We start from the raw sequence: 16509 nt of genomic DNA, 5'->3' as shown, positions 1-16509 counted from the left end.
GGTAGGTGCCGCCGGGCTCTACTGCACGGTTACTGTACTCGCAGGATCACCTTGCCGATGGTGTCTTCGGCGTCGAGCATTCGATGTCCCTGTGCCGCATCGATAATTGGAATTTCGGCGTGGATGATGGGACTGATCTGTCCTTCGCTGATCATCGGCCACAGGCGAGCGGTCATGTCCGAGACGATGTTTGCTTTACTCGAAGGTCCGGTTTCGGGTCTGCCGCGTAACCCGGCGGCGTGGATGGTTCCGCGTTTGCCGAGCAGTGCGCCGAAGTTCAACTCACCCTTGACGCCGCCCTGCATGCCGATCGTGATGAGGGTGCCATCCATTGCGAGCGCATTCACGTTGGGCTGCAAGTACTTTGCGCCCATGTTGTCTAGTATCAGATCGGCGCCGTGGCCGTCGGTTTCGGACCGCAGCACCTCGACGAAATCCTGGTTCTTGTAGTCGATGGTGATGTCGGCACCGAGCGTCCTGCAGAAGTCGAGTTTGTATGTCGAGCCGGCTGTGACTGCGACGGTGACACCGAATGCCTTTGCCACCTGAATGGCGTGCGTGCCGATGCCGCTGCCGCCGCCGTGGATCAACAGGACCTGTCCGGATCGCATGCCGCCGTACATGACCAGATTCGACCAGACGGTCGATGCCACCTCGGGAAGTGCCGCTGCCGCATGCAGGTCGAGTTCACCGGGAATGGGGAACAACTGGGTCGACGGCACGAGAACCTGCTCGGCGTAACCGCCTCCCGCGAGTAGTGCGCACACTCGGTCGCCGACGTTCCAGTCGTGTACGCCCTCGCCGAGCTCGGAAATCACGCCCGAGCATTCGAGCCCCATAATTTCGCTCGCACCGGGAGGCGGAGGGTAGTGGCCTTGCCGCTGCATGAGATCGGCGCGGTTGATCGCGGTGGCAGCGACGTCGACGACGACCTGGCCACGGCCCGGGCGCGGATCGGGGACCTCGGTCCACGCCATGACGTCGGGGGACCCGAACTCGGTCAGAGTGATTGCGTGCATGGCTTCCAGCGTAGGCGCGGCGTTGTAGTCCCATTCAACGTCCCAGCGGAGTGCAAATCCCGGCAAGTTTTCGGCAAGTATTGTCGGGACAAATCGGACATCAGTGGCAGGGATCTACTAACCGGTAGCAGTCCTTGCCTAATATGGTCGGGTGACGGCCGAAAGATCCTTTGGTCCAGGGGGGGACCCGCAGTGGCTCGATGCTGCGGAAATGAGAGCGTGGCGCGCCTATGTAGACGGCGGCCAACGATTGATGGGGGTACTCAACAAGGATTTACAGGACGCACATGGACTGACGATGGCGGAGTACCGGATATTGGTGATGCTGTCCGAATCACCGGACGGATCGGTACGTATGAGCGATCTCGCCGACGGCGTCCTGTCCTCGCGTAGCCGGCTGACCCACCAGATTCGCCGCATGGAAGGCGACGGGATGGTCTTGCGCAACACCTGCGCCGACGACGGCAGAGGTGTGCTCGCCGTCATCACCGAAGAAGGCGCCCGAAGGCTCGCCGAAGCGGCTCCGACGCATGTGTCGAGCGTCCGGAAGCATTTGGTCGATCTGCTGACAAGGCGGCAGCTGACGGTGCTCGGCGACATCTTCGAGGAGGTAGACGCAGCGATGGGGGAGTCGGAGGTCCAGGCGCGCTGACCGACCGCGATTCGCCCCGCGGCGCACGGGGCGTTTAGTATCTTCTACGGAAGCGTGGCAGAGCGGCCCAATGCACTCGCCTTGAAAGCGAGAGACGTGTAAAAGCGTCCGGGGGTTCAAATCCCTCCGCTTCCGCCACCAAGGCCCTGATCTCACCAGTCGGTGTAGGTCAGGGCCTTTTCGGTTTCCGTGCGAGAACGACCAGTACCGTCACTGTTTCATCCGCGACGGATGATGTGGCGGGCGGCGGTCAGCGGGATGCTCGTCTTCATGAAACGCACCGCGGCGATGAAGCGCACTGTGGCCATGTCTGCACTCTGTGGACTCGTATTGTTCGCGGCGGCGTGCAGCGACAACGACACCGAGAATGCGAACTCCACCGACGCATCGGCGAGTAGCACTCGCGAAATTGCGTCCAGTGTCGCGAGCGAGGTGCAGGGTAGCGCCTCGGCCGCGGCCAGCAGTGTCAAGGCCACCGCGTCGGCTGCGGTGGGGAACGTCCAGGACACTGCGTACCTTCAGGCGCTCGAGAGTCAAGACATCAGCTTCGGGAGCACCGAAGATCAGGTCGCGGCCGCTCGCACGGCCTGCGACGAGCTGTCCGGCGACACCAGCCTCGACGCCACCAGAGTCAAGATTGCGGAGACGACCGGACTCGACGACGCCCAGTCCCGCACGTTGATCAACATCGCCGTTCCGATCTACTGCACGACGAACGTCGGAAAGCTGACCGTCAACTGAGGTCGTCTCCAGTGAAAGATCGTTCGCTCGCGTGGAATCACATCTAAAATCCACGTCGAACTGGATATCCGAGCGAAGAACGAAACAGGAGCATGGGCCATGCGGAAGTTCACCGATGCCGTCGAGTCCGGCGATCACAGCGCAGTGGAGACGCTCCTGGCCGAAAATGTGCGATTCACTAGCCCGGTTGCGTCCAAACCTTATGACGGCAAGGCGATTACGTCGGCCATCCTGCGTGGCGTCCTCCGAGTCTTCGCGAATTTCCACTACACGAAGACGATCGAGAGCGTCGACGGACGCGACCATGCGCTCGTTTTCGAAGCGACGGTCGACGGCAAGAAGATCAACGGATGCGATTTCCTCCACCTCGACGAGAACGGCTTGATCGACGACTTCGTGGTGATGGTCCGCCCGCTGTCCGCGGCGATGGCCTTGTCCGAGGCGATGGGTGCTCAGTTTCCGCAGATCACCGCGGAGGCCGCGCAGTATCGAGCGGTGTAGGGAAAAGTTTCCGATAGACGCGCACAACGTTGTCGAAACCGGACCGGCCGCTCCGTCCCAGGGTTGGATGCAGCGGTAGGGCTGCACGGAACGCAAGGAGACCCTGATGGCGAAGTATCTGTTTCTCAAGCACTACCGCGGCGCTCCCGAGGCCGTCAACGACGTTCCCATGGATCAGTGGACCCCGCAGGAGGTCGACGACCATATGCAGTACATGAACGATTTCGCGGCCAAGCTCGAGGGTGCGGGAGAGTTCGTGACCAGCCAGGCGCTTCGGCCCGAGGGCTCGTGGGTGCGGTACGACGGCGAGGGCAAGCCGCCCGTCACCGACGGGCCGTTCGCCGAGACCAAGGATCTGATCGCCGGTTTCATGATCATCGACGTCGACACGTACGAGCGTGCGCTGGAGCTGGCAGGCGAGTTGTCGGCGGCGCCGGGGGCGGGTGGCAAGCCGATCCACGAGTGGCTCGAGGTGCGACCACTGATGGGCACGCCCACGACCATCAGCGATTGACATGAACGAGGCTGTGCTGCGAGAACTGACTCCCGCAGTGATCGGCGTCCTCGTCCATCGCGGAGTCGACTTCGCGACGGCCGAGGATGCCGTGCAGGAAGCATTGATTCGAGCAGCGTCGACGTGGCCGGACCGTCCACCCGACGACCCGAAGGGATGGCTGGTCAAGGTCGCCTGGCGCAAGTTTCTCGACGCGCACCGATCGGAGACAGCACGACGGGACAGAGAACTGCGCGTCGATGCCCAGCCGATGCCAGGACCGGTCGAAAGCGTCGACGATGCGTTGCAGCTGTTCTTCCTGTGCGCTCATCCGTCGCTTACTCCTTCGTCCGCAGTGGCTTTGACGCTTCGTGCGATCGGGGGATTGACCACCCGGCAGATCGCTCAGGCCTATCTCGTTCCCGAGGCGACGATGGCTCAGCGAATCAGCCGGGCGAAACGCACTGTTCGCGACGTGCGGTTCGAAGATGCCGGTGACCTCGCAACCGTGCTGCGCGTGCTGTATCTGATCTTCAACGAGGGCTACACCGGTGACGTCGACCTGGCAGCCGAGGCGATTCGGCTCACCCGGCAGCTGGCCGGAACGACGACGGACGAGGAGACTGCCGGGCTGTTGGCGTTGATGCTGCTACACCACGCCCGGAGGCCGGCGCGGACCCGATCCGACGGCACCCTGGTTGCCTTGCCCGAACAGGATCGTTCTCGATGGGACACCGCGCTCATCGCCGAAGGCGTCGTGATTCTGCAGAGAGCCCTACGTCGCGATCGGCTCGGTGAATTCCAGGCGCAGGCCGCGATCGCTGCCCTGCACGCCGATGCACCGCGCGCAGAGGAGACAGACTGGGTTCAGATCGTCGGTTGGTACGACGAACTGCTTTCGCTCAACGACAGTCCGGTCGTGCAGCTCAATCGTGCCGTCGCGATCGGGGAGGCCGACGGCGCGGCAGCCGGCCTCGCGGCTCTGGCGGCCGTCGACTCGACAATGCCGCGGTACGCGGCCGCGTCGGCGTACCTGCACGAAAAAGCGGGTGATCTACCTATCGCGGCGGATCCCTACGCCGAAGCTGCCCGAACCGCTCCCACTCTCGCCGAGCGACACCACCTCACACTGCAGGCGGCGCGGTTGCGGAAACTCCAACCGAACCAACCGTTTATTTACCGGTCAGCGAACTTTCGTGCTTCGTGAGCGAGGTCGTCTGAAGTGGCGTCCATGCGGGCGATCTCGCGGTCGCGAACTGTCATGATGGCGACGATCGGCACTGCCAGCGTGAGAAGCCCGAGGACGAAGACTGGAAAGATGAACGGGAACAACGCGAGTCCGACGGGTGCGGGTGCGGACGTGTCGCGGACAATTTCCACCGCGGCCATTCCGGTGTAATGCATACCGACTATGGCGATCCCCAGGATCGGACCGGCGATGAGTCGCAGCGTGGTGGACCCCATCGCCATCATGAACCATAATGCGGCTGTGGCGCCAACGACAGCGATCACGAGTGAGAGTGCGACGAAGAGCGTGTTGTAGTTGATCTGGCCCTGAAACTGCACGGCCTGCATGCCCGTGTAATGCATGACGGTGATCCCCATGCCGACGAGGGAGCCGGAGGCTATGAGCCGCGACCAACTGAACTCGGTTCCGAGCATGTACAACGCGGCGAAGACCGCGATTACGGCAATCAGAGCCGAGATGATCGTCCACGTCAGACTGTAGCGAAGGGGACTGCCGGGTAACGCAAACCCGAGCATCGCGACGAAGTGCATCAACCAGATACCGACACCACCGATGGACAATGCGCCCATGAAAAACCAGCGCATTCGCGCCGCGGGGTGCCTTGCCGCCATGCCGTGTCGGGCACACGCCAAACCGATGACCGATCCCGAGACTCCAATCGCGAACGCCAACCCGAGCAGCCAGAGCCCCATGGAGAAATGGTTCATTTCGTCCGACATGCCAGTCCTTAGGTTTGTTTTTGTCCGGGTGTCAGCAGGGCGCTGTCGCCGCGATACGTTCGAGCGCGTACTCGGTGATCGTGATCAAGGCCTGCTTCGACGATTCTCGGTTACGCGCGTCGACGTCGATCATCGGTACGTGGTCGGACAACGCGAGAGCTTGACGAAGGTCATTTGTTGCATGTACGGGAGCATCGTCGAAACGGTTGACTGCCACGATGAACGGCAAACCACGGGCTTCGAAGAAGTCGACAGCGGCAAAGCTGTCTTCGAGACGGCGCGTGTCGACAAGGATGACCGCGCCGATCGCGCCCGTGATGAGGTCGTCCCACATGAACCAGAATCGCCGCTGACCGGGTGTGCCGAACAGGTAGAGAACCAGGTCGTCGGCGAGCGAGATGCGGCCGAAATCCATTGCGACTGTTGTCGTCTCTTTGTTCGGTGTCGAGCTGAGGTGATCGATGCCGTCACTGGCGTCGGTCACCATCGCTTCGGTGCGCAAGGGGACGATCTCGGAGACCGTCCCGACAAGGGTGGTCTTTCCGACGCCGAATCCTCCGGCGATCACGATCTTTGTCGACGTGACGCGAGAAGGCGCGTCAGAGTTGCCGAAGTCCACGGAGGGTCCTTTCGATCAATTCGCGGCGCTCGACCGCAGTCGCGTCGCTTCGCAGAGTGGCTTGCACTTTCAATGCCCCGCTGACAACGAGATCCGCCACCAGAACCCGAGCCACCCCGATCGGTACACCGAGGTATGCGCCGATTTCCGCGATCGAGATGCGCTGCCCGCAGAGCGCGACAATCGACGCGCGAATGTCTTCGGGCGCCAGGCCGCTTGCGATGACATCCTCTACCGTTGCGACGATCGCTTCGAGCGGAAGGTCGATGGACGGCTTCGTCCTACCTTCGGTGATGGCGTACGAGCGAACGAGACTCGGTTCGGGATCAGCGTGCTCGGAGTAGTTTTGGGGCATCGACGTCAGGTATCCCGACCTGATCTAGGAGCGATGTCCATGGTCGTTCCGACTCGATCGACCAGAGTGACCATTTCGAAACCGATCTGACCGATGTCGCATCCCGCTACGGCTAGCGCAGCAAGATAGGCACCAGTGCCGACGCCCATGAGGAGTAGGTAGCCGTTTTCCATCTCGACCACCGATTGCAGAACTGCGCCGCCGTCGAACAGCCGAGACGCGCCGGCAGAGAGACTGGCGAGTCCGGATGTGACGGCGGCCAACTGGTCCGCACGATCCAGAGGAAGGTGTGAGCTCGCCGCGCTCAACAATCCATCGGCAGAGACGATGATGGCGTGGCTTACTCCCGGAACGTCGCGTGCAAAACCCGACACCAACCAGTCGAGTGCGCGAGGAGTTTCTGGGGCTCCGACAGAATTCACTGTTCTCCTTCGTCTTTCTGCACATGTGTTATCGAGTGCAACGCTGTGTTGTTCTCGCTGTTAACGTGTCGGCGGCCCCGGCTGAGGCCGGATTGGTAGTCACTCCACCCGCGTCTGATCGTTTCCGGGTCGACGCGTTGACGGTGGGATCCGGAACGGGCAGAGCTATTGGTGGGCCTGACAGTTCCGGGAACCAACCGCGCACCGCGGTCCCGGATCGGGAGTCCCGAATCGGCCATCTTGCTGGAGGGCATGTCCGTCGACGCGTGAGCGGCAACCCATCCCTCGTCAGCCTCGGTTGTCCAGATGCTGCCGTTTGTGGCACCGGACTCGTCGTCCGTGGGGTCGATAAGCCACTCGGACACCATTCCGGCAAAGATCGGCGATGCAATCGGTGGAACGTCAGAGCCGGCCTCGGGAGCGTTCGCGCTGAAGACGCCCACGGACGGTGGGGTCGGGTCTCGGGGTGGAGTCCAGTCGCGAGGTGGTGTGGTTTCGCGCGGTGGGGTCGGGTCTCGGGGTGGAGTCCAGTCGCGAGGTGGTGTGGTTTCGCGCGGTGGAGTCAGGTCTCGAGGTGCCGTCCAGTCACGAGGTGGTGGCGTTTCGCGCGGTGGAGTTGGGATGCGACGTGGTGTCGAGTCGCGCGGCCGGGACGAGAAGAACGCCGCTGTGACGTTCGGGTTCGGAGCGCCGAACGGGGCTCTGGGCACAGGTCCAGCGGCGGGGAACTCGCCTGTATCCGGTTGGTCGACAACCATTTCCGCCTTGGGCGGCGGTGGAGCTATCGGTTGGGTCGTGAAGGCATTGGCGGTACCGGGTACCCCACTGCTCCCTGGGGTGCGGCGTGGAAGTCCGCTCGCCATGGGAAGGGCGCTGGAGTTGGTCTGCGAAGCAAATGCAGAGGACGTACCTGAAACAGCTGGCGGCACAGTGGAAGCAACAGGGTGTGAAGATTGACGATTGGGTAGCCAGTTCCCTGATGCCACCGAAACATCGGGATTATGGGCGCCTGCTACCGGGAATGAGACGGCGCCTTGACTTGATGTAGGGGTACCCGCCGCGACGGAGTGAACCGACAATGTTGCGCGAGCCTGAGAGGCAAGTGCAGCCGTCGACGTTCTGATCGCCGTGTCGCGTGACGCCTCGAGAAGTGCGATCGGCAGATGAACCATCGCAGTGATGCCACTGCGATCGGATGTGCCTGCGGACGGGCGTAGACGTACTGAAATACCGTAGCGAAGGCTGATACGGCTGACCACGAACAGCCCCATGTGGCGCGCGGTATCGGGGCTCATCTCGCCTCCGGAAGAGAGGCGTTTGTTGGCGTCGAGTAAGTCGTCCGGTGACATTCCGATACCCAGATCGGAGATTTCTACGAGCACGGAACCGTCGTTGGTGCGTGCGGCGTCGATCGTCACTGTAGTTTCGGGCGGTGAGTAGCGCAGGGCGTTGTCCAGTAGTTCGGTGACGAGGTGCACTACGTCTGCACTGGCCTTGCCACTGACGACAGCAGACAGAATTTGTCCGAGTTCGACACGCAGATAGTCCTCGACACCGGAAGCTGAGGCGCGTAGAGCGTCGGCAAGTGCGATCGGTGCGGTTCGTGCGCGACGTCCTTCGTTGCCGGAGAGGATGAGGAGATTATCGCTGTTGCGTCGCATTCGGGCGGCGATGTGATCGAGGCGGAAGAGATTCTCGAGGCGATTCGGGTCGTCTTCGTCTTTTTCGAGTTGCTCGATGAGCACGAGCTGTTGTTCGACGAGGGACTTGTTTCGACGGGAAAGCGTTTCGAACATGTCGTTGACCTGGCGGCGGAGAGTAGCTTGCTCGCCGGCCAATGTGATTGCCTGCCCGTGCATGTCGTCGACTGCGCGTGCGAGTTGCCCGATCTCCTCGTGTGTCTCTACAGGTACGCGAGGTATCTCGAGGTCGACTATTCGCTCGCCGGCGCGGATTCTTTCGATCGCCTCGGGAAGTCCATGACGTGCTGCTGTGAGCGCGGCAAAACGCAGGCGCTGGATAGGTTCGACCAGCGAGCGACTGATGACGAGCGCGAGGGCGAGGGCTGCGAGGACGGTGCCGACGACCAGCGCGGCGTCTCGAAGCGCTGCGGATTGGGCGGCGCCGGTTTCGGAGTTCGCGGTGGGGACGAACCGCGCGATTGCGGCATCGGCGATGGCGTCGTACTGATCGCTACTGGCTTGGAGTCCGAGGCCGATCTCCCTGCTCGAAGGGGATCCTGGGGGTGTTGCCGCGATTGCGCCCAGGCGACTCTGAGTGGATGCGCGTAGAGAGTTCAGCGCGGCCAAGGGGTCCTGCGAGGGGTCCGCCTCGACTGGCGGAAGTACTCCACCGGGCGTAGCCAGTGGCATGAGACCACCGAGACTGCCAAGTTCTGCACCAGCAGTGGAAATAAGGATGATGCGCGATTGTGGATCGACTTCGCCGTTGCCGAACAGAATGTGCTGATTGGCCAATGTTCGACGGGCGCCCCACAAAGGCGCCAACTCGGCACCACGCTCACGCAGAAGGGGTAGCTCGGATTTGGACAGAAGATCTGAGAACGGGATCCAGAGCTCGGTCGACACCTGACTGTAGCGAGCGACCAGCTGGATGGGCCGTTCAGAGCTGGTCGGAACCTCGTCGATGAGTGCCCGGCTGTTCTGCAGAGACTTGTCGACCAGGCCACTGAGCTTTGGGTCGGTCCGGAACACGTTCGCGGCAACATTGAAATCCTGCAGCGCGATTGTCGCTTGTGCGGTCGCTGTGGCGGTGTCGGCTCCGGAAGCAGCCGCAACTGTCACTGCCTTGAGAGCTTGCTCCAGCCGAAGTGCCGCAGGAACGGCGAAGGCACGTTCGGCGGACGTATTGAGGTCCGCGGCATCGGTCAGTTCGCTCTGGATCCGGAGGCCACCGAAAAGAACGGCGACGAGCATCGGAACCGCGAAAACTGCGATAACCTTCCAGCCGAGGCGCCATTCGCCGATCGACCACCACGAGGTTGTCTGTGCATCGTCTTTCATGCGGTCCAATGCCTCTTCGTGTCTGCCATTGAAATCTGTTATCCCCCGTTGGGCATTGATCGACTCGACCCGACTAAGTGCAGTCGAACGAAATCGATTTGAACCGTAACAGAATGATGTCGATTTATCAGGTTTACAGTCTCTAATGTCCGGGTTTAAGCAACTCCGGCCCTGTTTACCTAGCATTTTCGGTGTCGAATGCTGGAGACTTGGCCGTTTCGACGAACCGAATCCGGCCGCATGTAGCACTGCGCCGACGAGCAGGTATCGAATGGTGACTAGCGGGTACTACCTGCGGATGAGCGAAGAAGCGCGACGTAACGACGGTGACAACGACGGTCCGCTCGAAGAGGAACTCGAGGAGAGTTTCGATGCCGTCGTCTCCGAAGGCGGTGAGCGTCTGCATCGAACCGTGCGCGCGGTGCTGATCACAGGATTCTTCGGCGGTCTCGAAGTTGCTCTGGGTGTCATGGCCTATCTGGCGGTGCTGTACGAGACCGATAACCATCTACTGGCGGGGCTTGCGTTCGGAATCGGCCTGGTGGCGATCTTCCTGGCCCACGGCGAATTGTTCACCGAGGACTTCCTCATGCCGATCGCGGCGTTGGTCTCCCGCAACGGCACTCCCGCGCAGTTGGCGAAGCTGTGGATCGGGACGTTGCTGGCGAACCTGGCAGGCGGGTGGTGTGTGATGTGGCTGGTCGCGCACGCCTTCCCGCAATGGCAGGCAGTACTGTCGGAATCCGCGCACCACTTCGTCGACTCCCCCCTGAACCTGCAGTCGATCTGCCTGGCGATCCTGGGCGGCAGCACGATGACCCTGCTGACCCGCATGCAGCAGGGAACCAATTCCGACGTCGCGAAGATCATCGCGGCGATGTCGGCTGCATTCCTGCTGGCCGGATTGCAGCTCTTCCACTCGATCCTGGACTCCCTGCTGATCTTCGGGGCCATTCACGCGGGTGCGGACATCGGTTACCGAGCGTGGATCGACTGGTTCGGGTACACGGTGGGTTTCAACATCATCGGTGGCGTCGTACTTGTCACCACCCTCCGCTTGGTACGAACCAAGGAATTGGTGAAGTCCGAGCGCGAGCGTCATCCCGATTAGCGGTCCAGCCGATCGATGAGCGGCACCGGTCGTATTTGCTCGCGCAAGCACGACCGGTGCCGTGGACGGACTTCTACTCGCAGCCGATGCCGTCGTTGTCGCGGTCCAGATGGGGGCCGTATCCATATTCGTCGCGATAGACGGGGGCCGCACCGGCGTCACGTGCCTCGGTGCAGTTCTTGTACTGGAACGTGCTGGGAGCTTGTGCAGGCGGTGCACTCTGGGGAGCCGGCGCTGGTGGAGGTGGTGGTGGGAGGAATGGTGCAAGCGGTGGCGGGCAGAACTGTGCCGAGCCGGTGCCGCACAAGAAGTCGGTGATCGGATCTGCTGCGGCAACGGCCGGTGTCGTCATCATTGCTGCGGCGAGTACGACGCCACCGAATCCAATTCGGGCGAAGAGGGTCTTGCTTGTCATTCATAGCTCCTGAAAGAGGGGGTTGGAAATGTCGATCTTTTAGCTACGGAGTTTGAACAGTCAACGAAGTCATTCGATCGAATGACGCCCTCGAGAACCCGTCTACCTGCGCGCGCCGAGGTTCCGATCGAAGGTATCGGTGTGTGCGATCTCTCGCTACGCCCGCTGAGACCCTGCTCATGCGGCTTGCTTGGATATGTCCCAAAGAATCGACAGAACTTTTGTACGACCTCTAACAGGGCTACTCTGGGCGGAACCGCGGGCCGCAGTAGGCGTACCTACTGGTGGGTTGCGTTGAATCAGAAGTTGTTCGTGTTGCGCCCGAACGGGTGTGGCGGGGGAGGATGGGTCAGTCGAATGCACCGTCGTGTTCTGGCAGCGCTGGGAACCAGCATTGCGCTGTCGATACTTGGGACCGGTGTGGTGTCTGCTCAACCGCTCCCCGGGACCGGAAGCTCCGATGCTGCCGTGACGCCGTTCGGTGAGTCCGGACCGTCGCTCTCGGCTCGGATCGACCATATCGACATGATCACGCCCCGTCGTGCTGCCGTGTTCGTGCAGTCGCCTTCGATGAACAAGATCGTTCAGGTTCAGGTGTTGTTGCCTGCAAGGGGCGGCCCGCGCCCCACTCTGTACATGCTCGACGGCGTCAGTGCCGGCAAAGAGTCCGACTACGCCGAGAGCACGTGGACGCAGAAGACCGACATCGTGGACTTCTTCGCCGACAAAGACGTCAACGTCGTGCTTCCCGTAGGTGGTTCGAGTAGCTACTACACCAACTGGAATGCGCCGGACCCAATCCTCGGTGTCAATATGTGGGAGACGTTCCTGACGTCGGAACTTCCCCCGCTGATCGATGCTCAGTTCGCCGGCAACGGCACCAATGCGATCGCGGGAGTCTCCATGGGCGCGCAGGGCGCGATGGATCTCATTACCCGTCACCCCGATCTCTATACGGGTGTGGCAGGCCTGAGCGGCTGCTACGACAACTCGCAGCCGAACCTGAAGGATGCCGTTCGCGCCACTGTCGCAACCAATGGTGGTAATGCGAGCAATATGTGGGGTGAGAACGCCGACCCGAAGTGGGCCGAGCATGACCCGTCTCGAAATGCAGAAGCCCTGCGCGGCAAGGACATCTATATTTCCGTCGGCACCGGTTTGCCCGGCCCGTACGAACTCGGACCGGGCGGCACCGGCATCGAGTCGGCCGCCATGGGTGGGCCGCTCGAAGCTGCCGCGCTCTACTGCACAACGTTGTTCGACACCAAACTTCGATCTATTCGCATCCCAGCCAAGTTCGTCTACCGGCCGTACGGAATCCACCAGTGGCCGTACTGGCAGGACGATCTGCGCGAGTCCTGGCCGACGCTCCGCGACGCGCTGAACATCTAGGACTCGCGCACCGGGGTCAGATCGCCGAGAAGTGCGCGAGCACGTGCTCGGCAACGGCTGCGGGTTGCTCGAGCGATACCGAGTGGCCCGCAGCTTCGACACTCCGGTAGCTGCCACCGGATGCCTCGGCAATGTTGACGTCCGAGATGGGCGGCGGGTACGCATGATCCTCCGTGCCGGAGATCGCGAGTACCGGCACCGTGCAGCCGTTCAATTCGTCGACGATTCGCGACCGGTGAATCACCTGGTAGGCAGAGTCGCCGATGCTGGGCTTCAGCTCCGCGATCCGGCCGCGCCACTCCTCGACGGCGGGTGTGCCTGCGGACAAGCTGGTGTCTCCGAACATGATGTACAAAACGATGTCGATATTCTCGCTTCCCCCAATGTCGGCCAGTCGCTCGACAAGGGGAGCAAACGCCTCCAGTTGATGCTCCTCCTCCGCCGAAGAGCCCATTGCGACGGCGGACAGCAGCAACTCGGGTCGCCTCGCCGCCAATCGAAGCGCGACGAATCCGCCGAGTGAGTTTCCCAGGAAATGCACGCGACCCAGTTGCAGTTCTTCGATGAACGCAGCAGCGTCTTCGGTCAGGATGTCCACGGTCACGTCGGCGCGCGAATGCGTCGAACTCTCGCCGTGATTGCGGTGGTCGTACGCGAAGACGCGGTGCCCTGCGGAGGCCAGTAGTTCGGCCAACGCGTCGAACATTCGATGATCGAAGAACAGTGAATGACTGAGGACGACGGGGGTGCCGTCCTGCGGTCCTGATACCTCGTAGGACAGCGTCGCGCCGTTGACCTGGATCGTGTTCATTCCGGACTCCTGACAGATTCTTGCCGCCGTTGTGACCCCTCCGCTGTGATGGAGGACACGTGTACTCTCTGCACGGTAGGGCGCATGTATGCGACGGGTCTGCCGGTGACGCGCACGGAATCGACGGCCGGGCGCACGGATTCAGGCGCGAAAGGTAGAAACTTATGACTGCCACAGCGGACTACGTCGTGTCGACGATCGACACCACACTGTTGCCTGCCACGGATCGGCCGGGGTTCTGGCGTGAGCACGTTCGCTTCAACCATGGTGGTCTCGATTTCGCATTCGACGAAACGATGGGTTTCAGTGGCAAGACCGTCGTGCAGCGGTCCGAAGAATTTCAACTGGTGGAGTTCAGTTCCGATGCCATCGTCTACTCGAGAAGCGCCGTAGCTGCTCGCTCCGACGACGATCGGAGCCTGCGCGTCGTGGTCCCTCGGGCGGGCACGTTTCGATGTGCGTACGGTGACGATCGCGCGATCGTGGGCCCGGGCGCCGCGGTCGCGATGTCGATGGCAGCTCCCTTCTCCATCGAGCACGGCCCGGGCGCGCGAGCATGGGTGGTGAGCGTCCCGGAATCGGCCTGGCCCCGTTCGGTCGTTCCCGTGAAGCCTCGGGTTCTCGACCTTGCCACCGGTATGGGCGCGGTAGCAGCTGCAATGACCGAGCAGCTATCCGCGCAGCGAGATACCCTCTCGGCGAGCAGCTTTCGTGAGGTATCCGATGCTCTCACCCGGATGCTGGTCGGGGTCGCATCCGATGTGTCGCGGTGGCCGGACGTCGCACAGGCCGCGTCGGCACTCGTGAAAACGCAGTCCGACGACCCGACTCTTACCCCGAAAACCCTTGCTCGACGCCTCGGCTGGTCGCTGCGGCATGTGCAGGCCGTGACGCAGTCGGTGGGCACCAGCCCTTCGGAGATGATTCGGACCAGCCGGCTCGTTCGAGCTCGTGCTCGGCTCGACGATCCAGCTCAGCGTCACCGATCGGTCGCCGAGATCGCCCATCAGTCGGGGTTCGGCTCGGTCAGTACCTTCAATGCGGTGTTCCGTGAGGAGTTCGGGATGAGCCCTCGGCAGGCGCGGACCATCAGTGAGCGGCGGTAGCTGCGTACTTCAGGAAGGCGTCGTTCTCGTGCGGGTCGCCTATTGTGATGCGAACCCCGTCGTTTCCGTAGGCGCGCAACAGTATTCCAGCTTCTGCTGCGGCTTCGGTGTAGGGACCGGAGAGGGTGCCGAGTGGTAGGAATACGAAGTTCGCCTCCGAGGGTGCGACGTCGTAACCCAGCTCGATCAGTGCAGTGCGCACCCGTTCACGTTCTGCGACAAGGGTATCGGTACGGGCGAGGAGCTCGTCCTTTGCTTCGAGCGATGCCAGCGCTGCCTGCTGAGCGACGGAGCTCACCGCGAAAGCGATGCGCACTTTGCTCATCGCGGCGATGACCGCCGGATCGCCGACGGCATATCCCACCCGTAGTCCGGCCAGCCCGTACGCCTTGGAGAAGGTGCGGAGAACCAGAACGTTGCGATGGTCGCGGGCCAGTTCGACACCGTCGGTGTACTCGCCCTCCGGGTTTTCGCGGGCGTACTCGAAATAGGCCTCGTCCAGCACCACGAGGACATGTGCGGGCACCGCGTCGAGGAACCGCTCGAGTGCAGATCTGGCCACGACCGTGCCGGAAGGATTGTTCGGGTTGCAGACGAATATCACGCGGGTGCGCTCGGTGATCGCGGCGAGCATGGCGTCGAGATCGTGCACGTGCTCCGCGTTCAGGGGGACCTCGACCGGCGTTGCACCGGCGACGCGCGCGATGATCGGGTACGCCTCGAAGGACCGCCACGCGTACAACACTTCGTCACCCGGGCCGCACATGACCTGGACGACTTCCTGGCACAGCGCCACCGATCCGTTGCCGACTGCGACATTGGCCGGGTCGACCTTCACGTGCGCGGCGACGGCGTCCACGAGGGCAGTGGCGCGGATGTCGGGGTAGCGGTTGACGGTGACGACCGACTCGGCGATCTTCTCGCGGACGCCCGAGAGCGGACCCTGTGTCGTCTCGTTGCTGGCCAGCTTGATCGCGCCCGGGAAGTTGCGTCCGGGTACGTAGGCGGGGATTGCGTCGAGGTCGGTGCGGATGCGGGCGGTCACGGCTCACATTATGCGCCAGGTGGGGCGGATCATTTCCTGTGCGTCCGCCGGTAATCCAGCGGAGCGTGGCCTGTCGCACTATTTTGGTGTCATGTCGGGAATCTTCACGGATGTGGCAGTGCTCCGAATCGACGCGGACGACGATGAGCAACCGCCTGGGGAGCACAAGGTGCCGCTGACGGCCATCTCCCCGGAAGGGCACGTCCGAGGCGGGATCGTAGTGCTGCACGAATCCCGCGAGCTACCGGAATCGCTACTGGACTTGCTGCGCGCGCTCGCACTCGAAGGATGGCTGGCCGTCGCCCCGGACCTGTTCCACCGAGGAACGGAGGGCGAAGAGGTCTTCGGCGAAAATCTGTTCTCCGACTTCGACGCGACTTTCGACTGGCTCACCTCGCGGGGTGTCTATCCGGACTGCGTCGGAGTCATCGGGTTCGACGACGCCGGAACTGCGGCGCTGATCGTCGCAACGAACCGACCGATCGGTGCAGCCGTCAGCGTCGCGGCGGCGGGCATCGTCGAACCATTGAACGCCGACGCTGTCGCATTGATCGACGCCGCGCCTGCGCTCCAGGCGCCCTGGTTGGGTCTGTACGGCGAGAACGACCCCAGGACCCCACCGGAGCACATCGAGGGCCTCCGTGACGCAGCCACACGGTCATCCGTAGCCACCAACGTCGTCAGCTACAGCGGACTCCGCCACCGCGCCGACGAACCGCAGCCTTCGCTCGGTAGCGCCGAAGATGAAGACCCGGCAACTGCCGCGCTGATCGAAGCTCAGGCCAGAATTTTCGATTGGTTCGACTCGTTCCTTCGCTGATCGGGATATGACCAGG

Annotated in this window: 18 protein-coding genes and 1 tRNA gene; 10 read left to right on the top strand and 9 right to left on the bottom strand. The window is 62.4% G+C overall.

The window, feature by feature from the left end; all coding sequences use genetic code 11:
* Window positions 1–29: 29 nt before the first annotated feature.
* Window positions 30–1019 carry an NAD(P)H-quinone oxidoreductase gene (locus ABIB36_RS04725; RefSeq protein ID WP_354560540.1) on the bottom strand — a complete coding sequence of 330 codons (990 nt, stop codon included), beginning with the start codon at window positions 1017–1019 and terminating at the stop codon, window positions 30–32.
* A gap of 151 nt (window positions 1020–1170) precedes the next feature.
* Between ABIB36_RS04725 and ABIB36_RS04720 the strand changes: the two genes are divergently transcribed.
* The 6 genes from ABIB36_RS04720 (at window position 1171) to ABIB36_RS04695 (ending at window position 4613) form a co-directional block, all read left to right on the top strand.
* The gene (locus tag ABIB36_RS04720; protein ID WP_373270556.1) at window positions 1171–1671 is read left to right on the top strand and encodes a MarR family winged helix-turn-helix transcriptional regulator; all 501 of its coding nucleotides are present in this window, start codon (window positions 1171–1173) and stop codon (window positions 1669–1671) included.
* Between the two features lie 48 nt (window positions 1672–1719).
* Window positions 1720–1809: transfer RNA gene (locus tag ABIB36_RS04715), tRNA-Ser, on the top strand.
* Window positions 1810–1977: 168 nt separating this feature from the next.
* On the top strand, window positions 1978–2412 hold the full coding sequence (locus tag ABIB36_RS04710; protein ID WP_256895889.1) for a DUF732 domain-containing protein: 435 nt from the start codon (window positions 1978–1980) through the stop codon (window positions 2410–2412).
* A 99-nt stretch (window positions 2413–2511) separates the two neighbouring features.
* Entirely contained in the window at window positions 2512–2913 is a 402-nt protein-coding gene (locus ABIB36_RS04705) for a nuclear transport factor 2 family protein (RefSeq protein WP_354560542.1), read from the top strand.
* A 106-nt stretch (window positions 2914–3019) separates the two neighbouring features.
* Window positions 3020–3427: a YciI family protein gene (locus ABIB36_RS04700; RefSeq protein WP_354560544.1), complete on the top strand. Its 408-nt coding sequence runs from the start codon at window positions 3020–3022 to the stop codon at window positions 3425–3427.
* A 1-nt stretch (window position 3428) separates the two neighbouring features.
* Window positions 3429–4613: an RNA polymerase sigma factor gene (locus ABIB36_RS04695; RefSeq protein ID WP_354560546.1), complete on the top strand. Its 1185-nt coding sequence runs from the start codon at window positions 3429–3431 to the stop codon at window positions 4611–4613.
* Here ABIB36_RS04695 and ABIB36_RS04690 read toward each other — a convergent pair.
* Genes ABIB36_RS04690 through ABIB36_RS04670 form a run of 5 tightly spaced genes read right to left on the bottom strand, consistent with a single transcriptional unit; the run spans window position 4583 to window position 9793 of the window.
* The gene (locus tag ABIB36_RS04690) at window positions 4583–5374 is read right to left on the bottom strand and encodes an MHYT domain-containing protein (protein ID WP_084348377.1); all 792 of its coding nucleotides are present in this window, start codon (window positions 5372–5374) and stop codon (window positions 4583–4585) included. The two genes, ABIB36_RS04695 and ABIB36_RS04690, sit on opposite strands and share 31 nt — an antisense overlap.
* Window positions 5375–5405: 31 nt before the next feature.
* Entirely contained in the window at window positions 5406–5993 is a 588-nt protein-coding gene (locus ABIB36_RS04685) for a GTP-binding protein (protein ID WP_088941995.1), read from the bottom strand.
* Window positions 5974–6348 carry a DUF742 domain-containing protein gene (locus ABIB36_RS04680; RefSeq protein WP_084348379.1) on the bottom strand — a complete coding sequence of 125 codons (375 nt, stop codon included), beginning with the start codon at window positions 6346–6348 and terminating at the stop codon, window positions 5974–5976. Before ABIB36_RS04680 ends, ABIB36_RS04685 begins: the two co-directional genes overlap by 20 nt.
* Before the next feature lie 5 nt (window positions 6349–6353).
* Complete coding sequence (locus tag ABIB36_RS04675; RefSeq protein ID WP_084348380.1) at window positions 6354–6770, bottom strand: roadblock/LC7 domain-containing protein; 417 nt, start codon at window positions 6768–6770, stop codon at window positions 6354–6356.
* Window positions 6767–9793 (bottom strand): sensor histidine kinase, encoded by a 3027-nt coding sequence (locus ABIB36_RS04670; protein WP_354560549.1) that lies wholly within the window; start codon window positions 9791–9793, stop codon window positions 6767–6769. The genes ABIB36_RS04675 and ABIB36_RS04670 overlap by 4 nt, the downstream gene beginning before the upstream one ends.
* Before the next feature lie 298 nt (window positions 9794–10091).
* On the opposite strand from ABIB36_RS04670, the gene ABIB36_RS04665 reads away from it, so the two are divergent.
* Window positions 10092–10904 (top strand): formate/nitrite transporter family protein, encoded by an 813-nt coding sequence (locus ABIB36_RS04665; protein ID WP_354560551.1) that lies wholly within the window; start codon window positions 10092–10094, stop codon window positions 10902–10904.
* A gap of 73 nt (window positions 10905–10977) precedes the next feature.
* Here the strand turns inward: ABIB36_RS04665 and ABIB36_RS04660 are convergent, their stop codons facing one another.
* Complete coding sequence (locus ABIB36_RS04660; protein ID WP_084348383.1) at window positions 10978–11319, bottom strand: excalibur calcium-binding domain-containing protein; 342 nt, start codon at window positions 11317–11319, stop codon at window positions 10978–10980.
* A gap of 357 nt (window positions 11320–11676) precedes the next feature.
* Between ABIB36_RS04660 and ABIB36_RS04655 the strand changes: the two genes are divergently transcribed.
* Window positions 11677–12711: an alpha/beta hydrolase gene (locus ABIB36_RS04655; protein ID WP_084348384.1), complete on the top strand. Its 1035-nt coding sequence runs from the start codon at window positions 11677–11679 to the stop codon at window positions 12709–12711.
* A 16-nt stretch (window positions 12712–12727) separates the two neighbouring features.
* Here ABIB36_RS04655 and ABIB36_RS04650 read toward each other — a convergent pair whose 3' ends face one another.
* Window positions 12728–13522, bottom strand: a complete 795-nt coding sequence (locus tag ABIB36_RS04650) for an alpha/beta fold hydrolase (RefSeq protein WP_354560554.1) — start codon at window positions 13520–13522, stop codon at window positions 12728–12730.
* A 164-nt stretch (window positions 13523–13686) separates the two neighbouring features.
* Between ABIB36_RS04650 and ABIB36_RS04645 the strand changes: the two genes are divergently transcribed.
* Window positions 13687–14628: an AraC family transcriptional regulator gene (locus ABIB36_RS04645; RefSeq protein WP_354560556.1), complete on the top strand. Its 942-nt coding sequence runs from the start codon at window positions 13687–13689 to the stop codon at window positions 14626–14628.
* On the opposite strand, the gene hisC is transcribed toward ABIB36_RS04645, so the two are convergent.
* Window positions 14612–15673 (bottom strand): histidinol-phosphate transaminase, encoded by a 1062-nt coding sequence (hisC, locus tag ABIB36_RS04640; RefSeq protein WP_354560558.1) that lies wholly within the window; start codon window positions 15671–15673, stop codon window positions 14612–14614. The genes ABIB36_RS04645 and hisC overlap by 17 nt on opposite strands.
* A 91-nt stretch (window positions 15674–15764) precedes the next feature.
* Between hisC and ABIB36_RS04635 the strand changes: the two genes are divergently transcribed.
* Window positions 15765–16493, top strand: a complete 729-nt coding sequence (locus ABIB36_RS04635; protein ID WP_354560560.1) for a dienelactone hydrolase family protein — start codon at window positions 15765–15767, stop codon at window positions 16491–16493.
* Window positions 16494–16509 lie beyond the last annotated feature (16 nt).

Source organism: Rhodococcus sp. UYP9 (assembly GCF_040547235.1).
GTDB lineage: Bacteria > Actinomycetota > Actinomycetes > Mycobacteriales > Mycobacteriaceae > Rhodococcoides.
The sequence above is the reverse complement of the archived record's forward strand: the minus strand, read 5'-3'. Positions and strand labels throughout refer to the sequence as shown.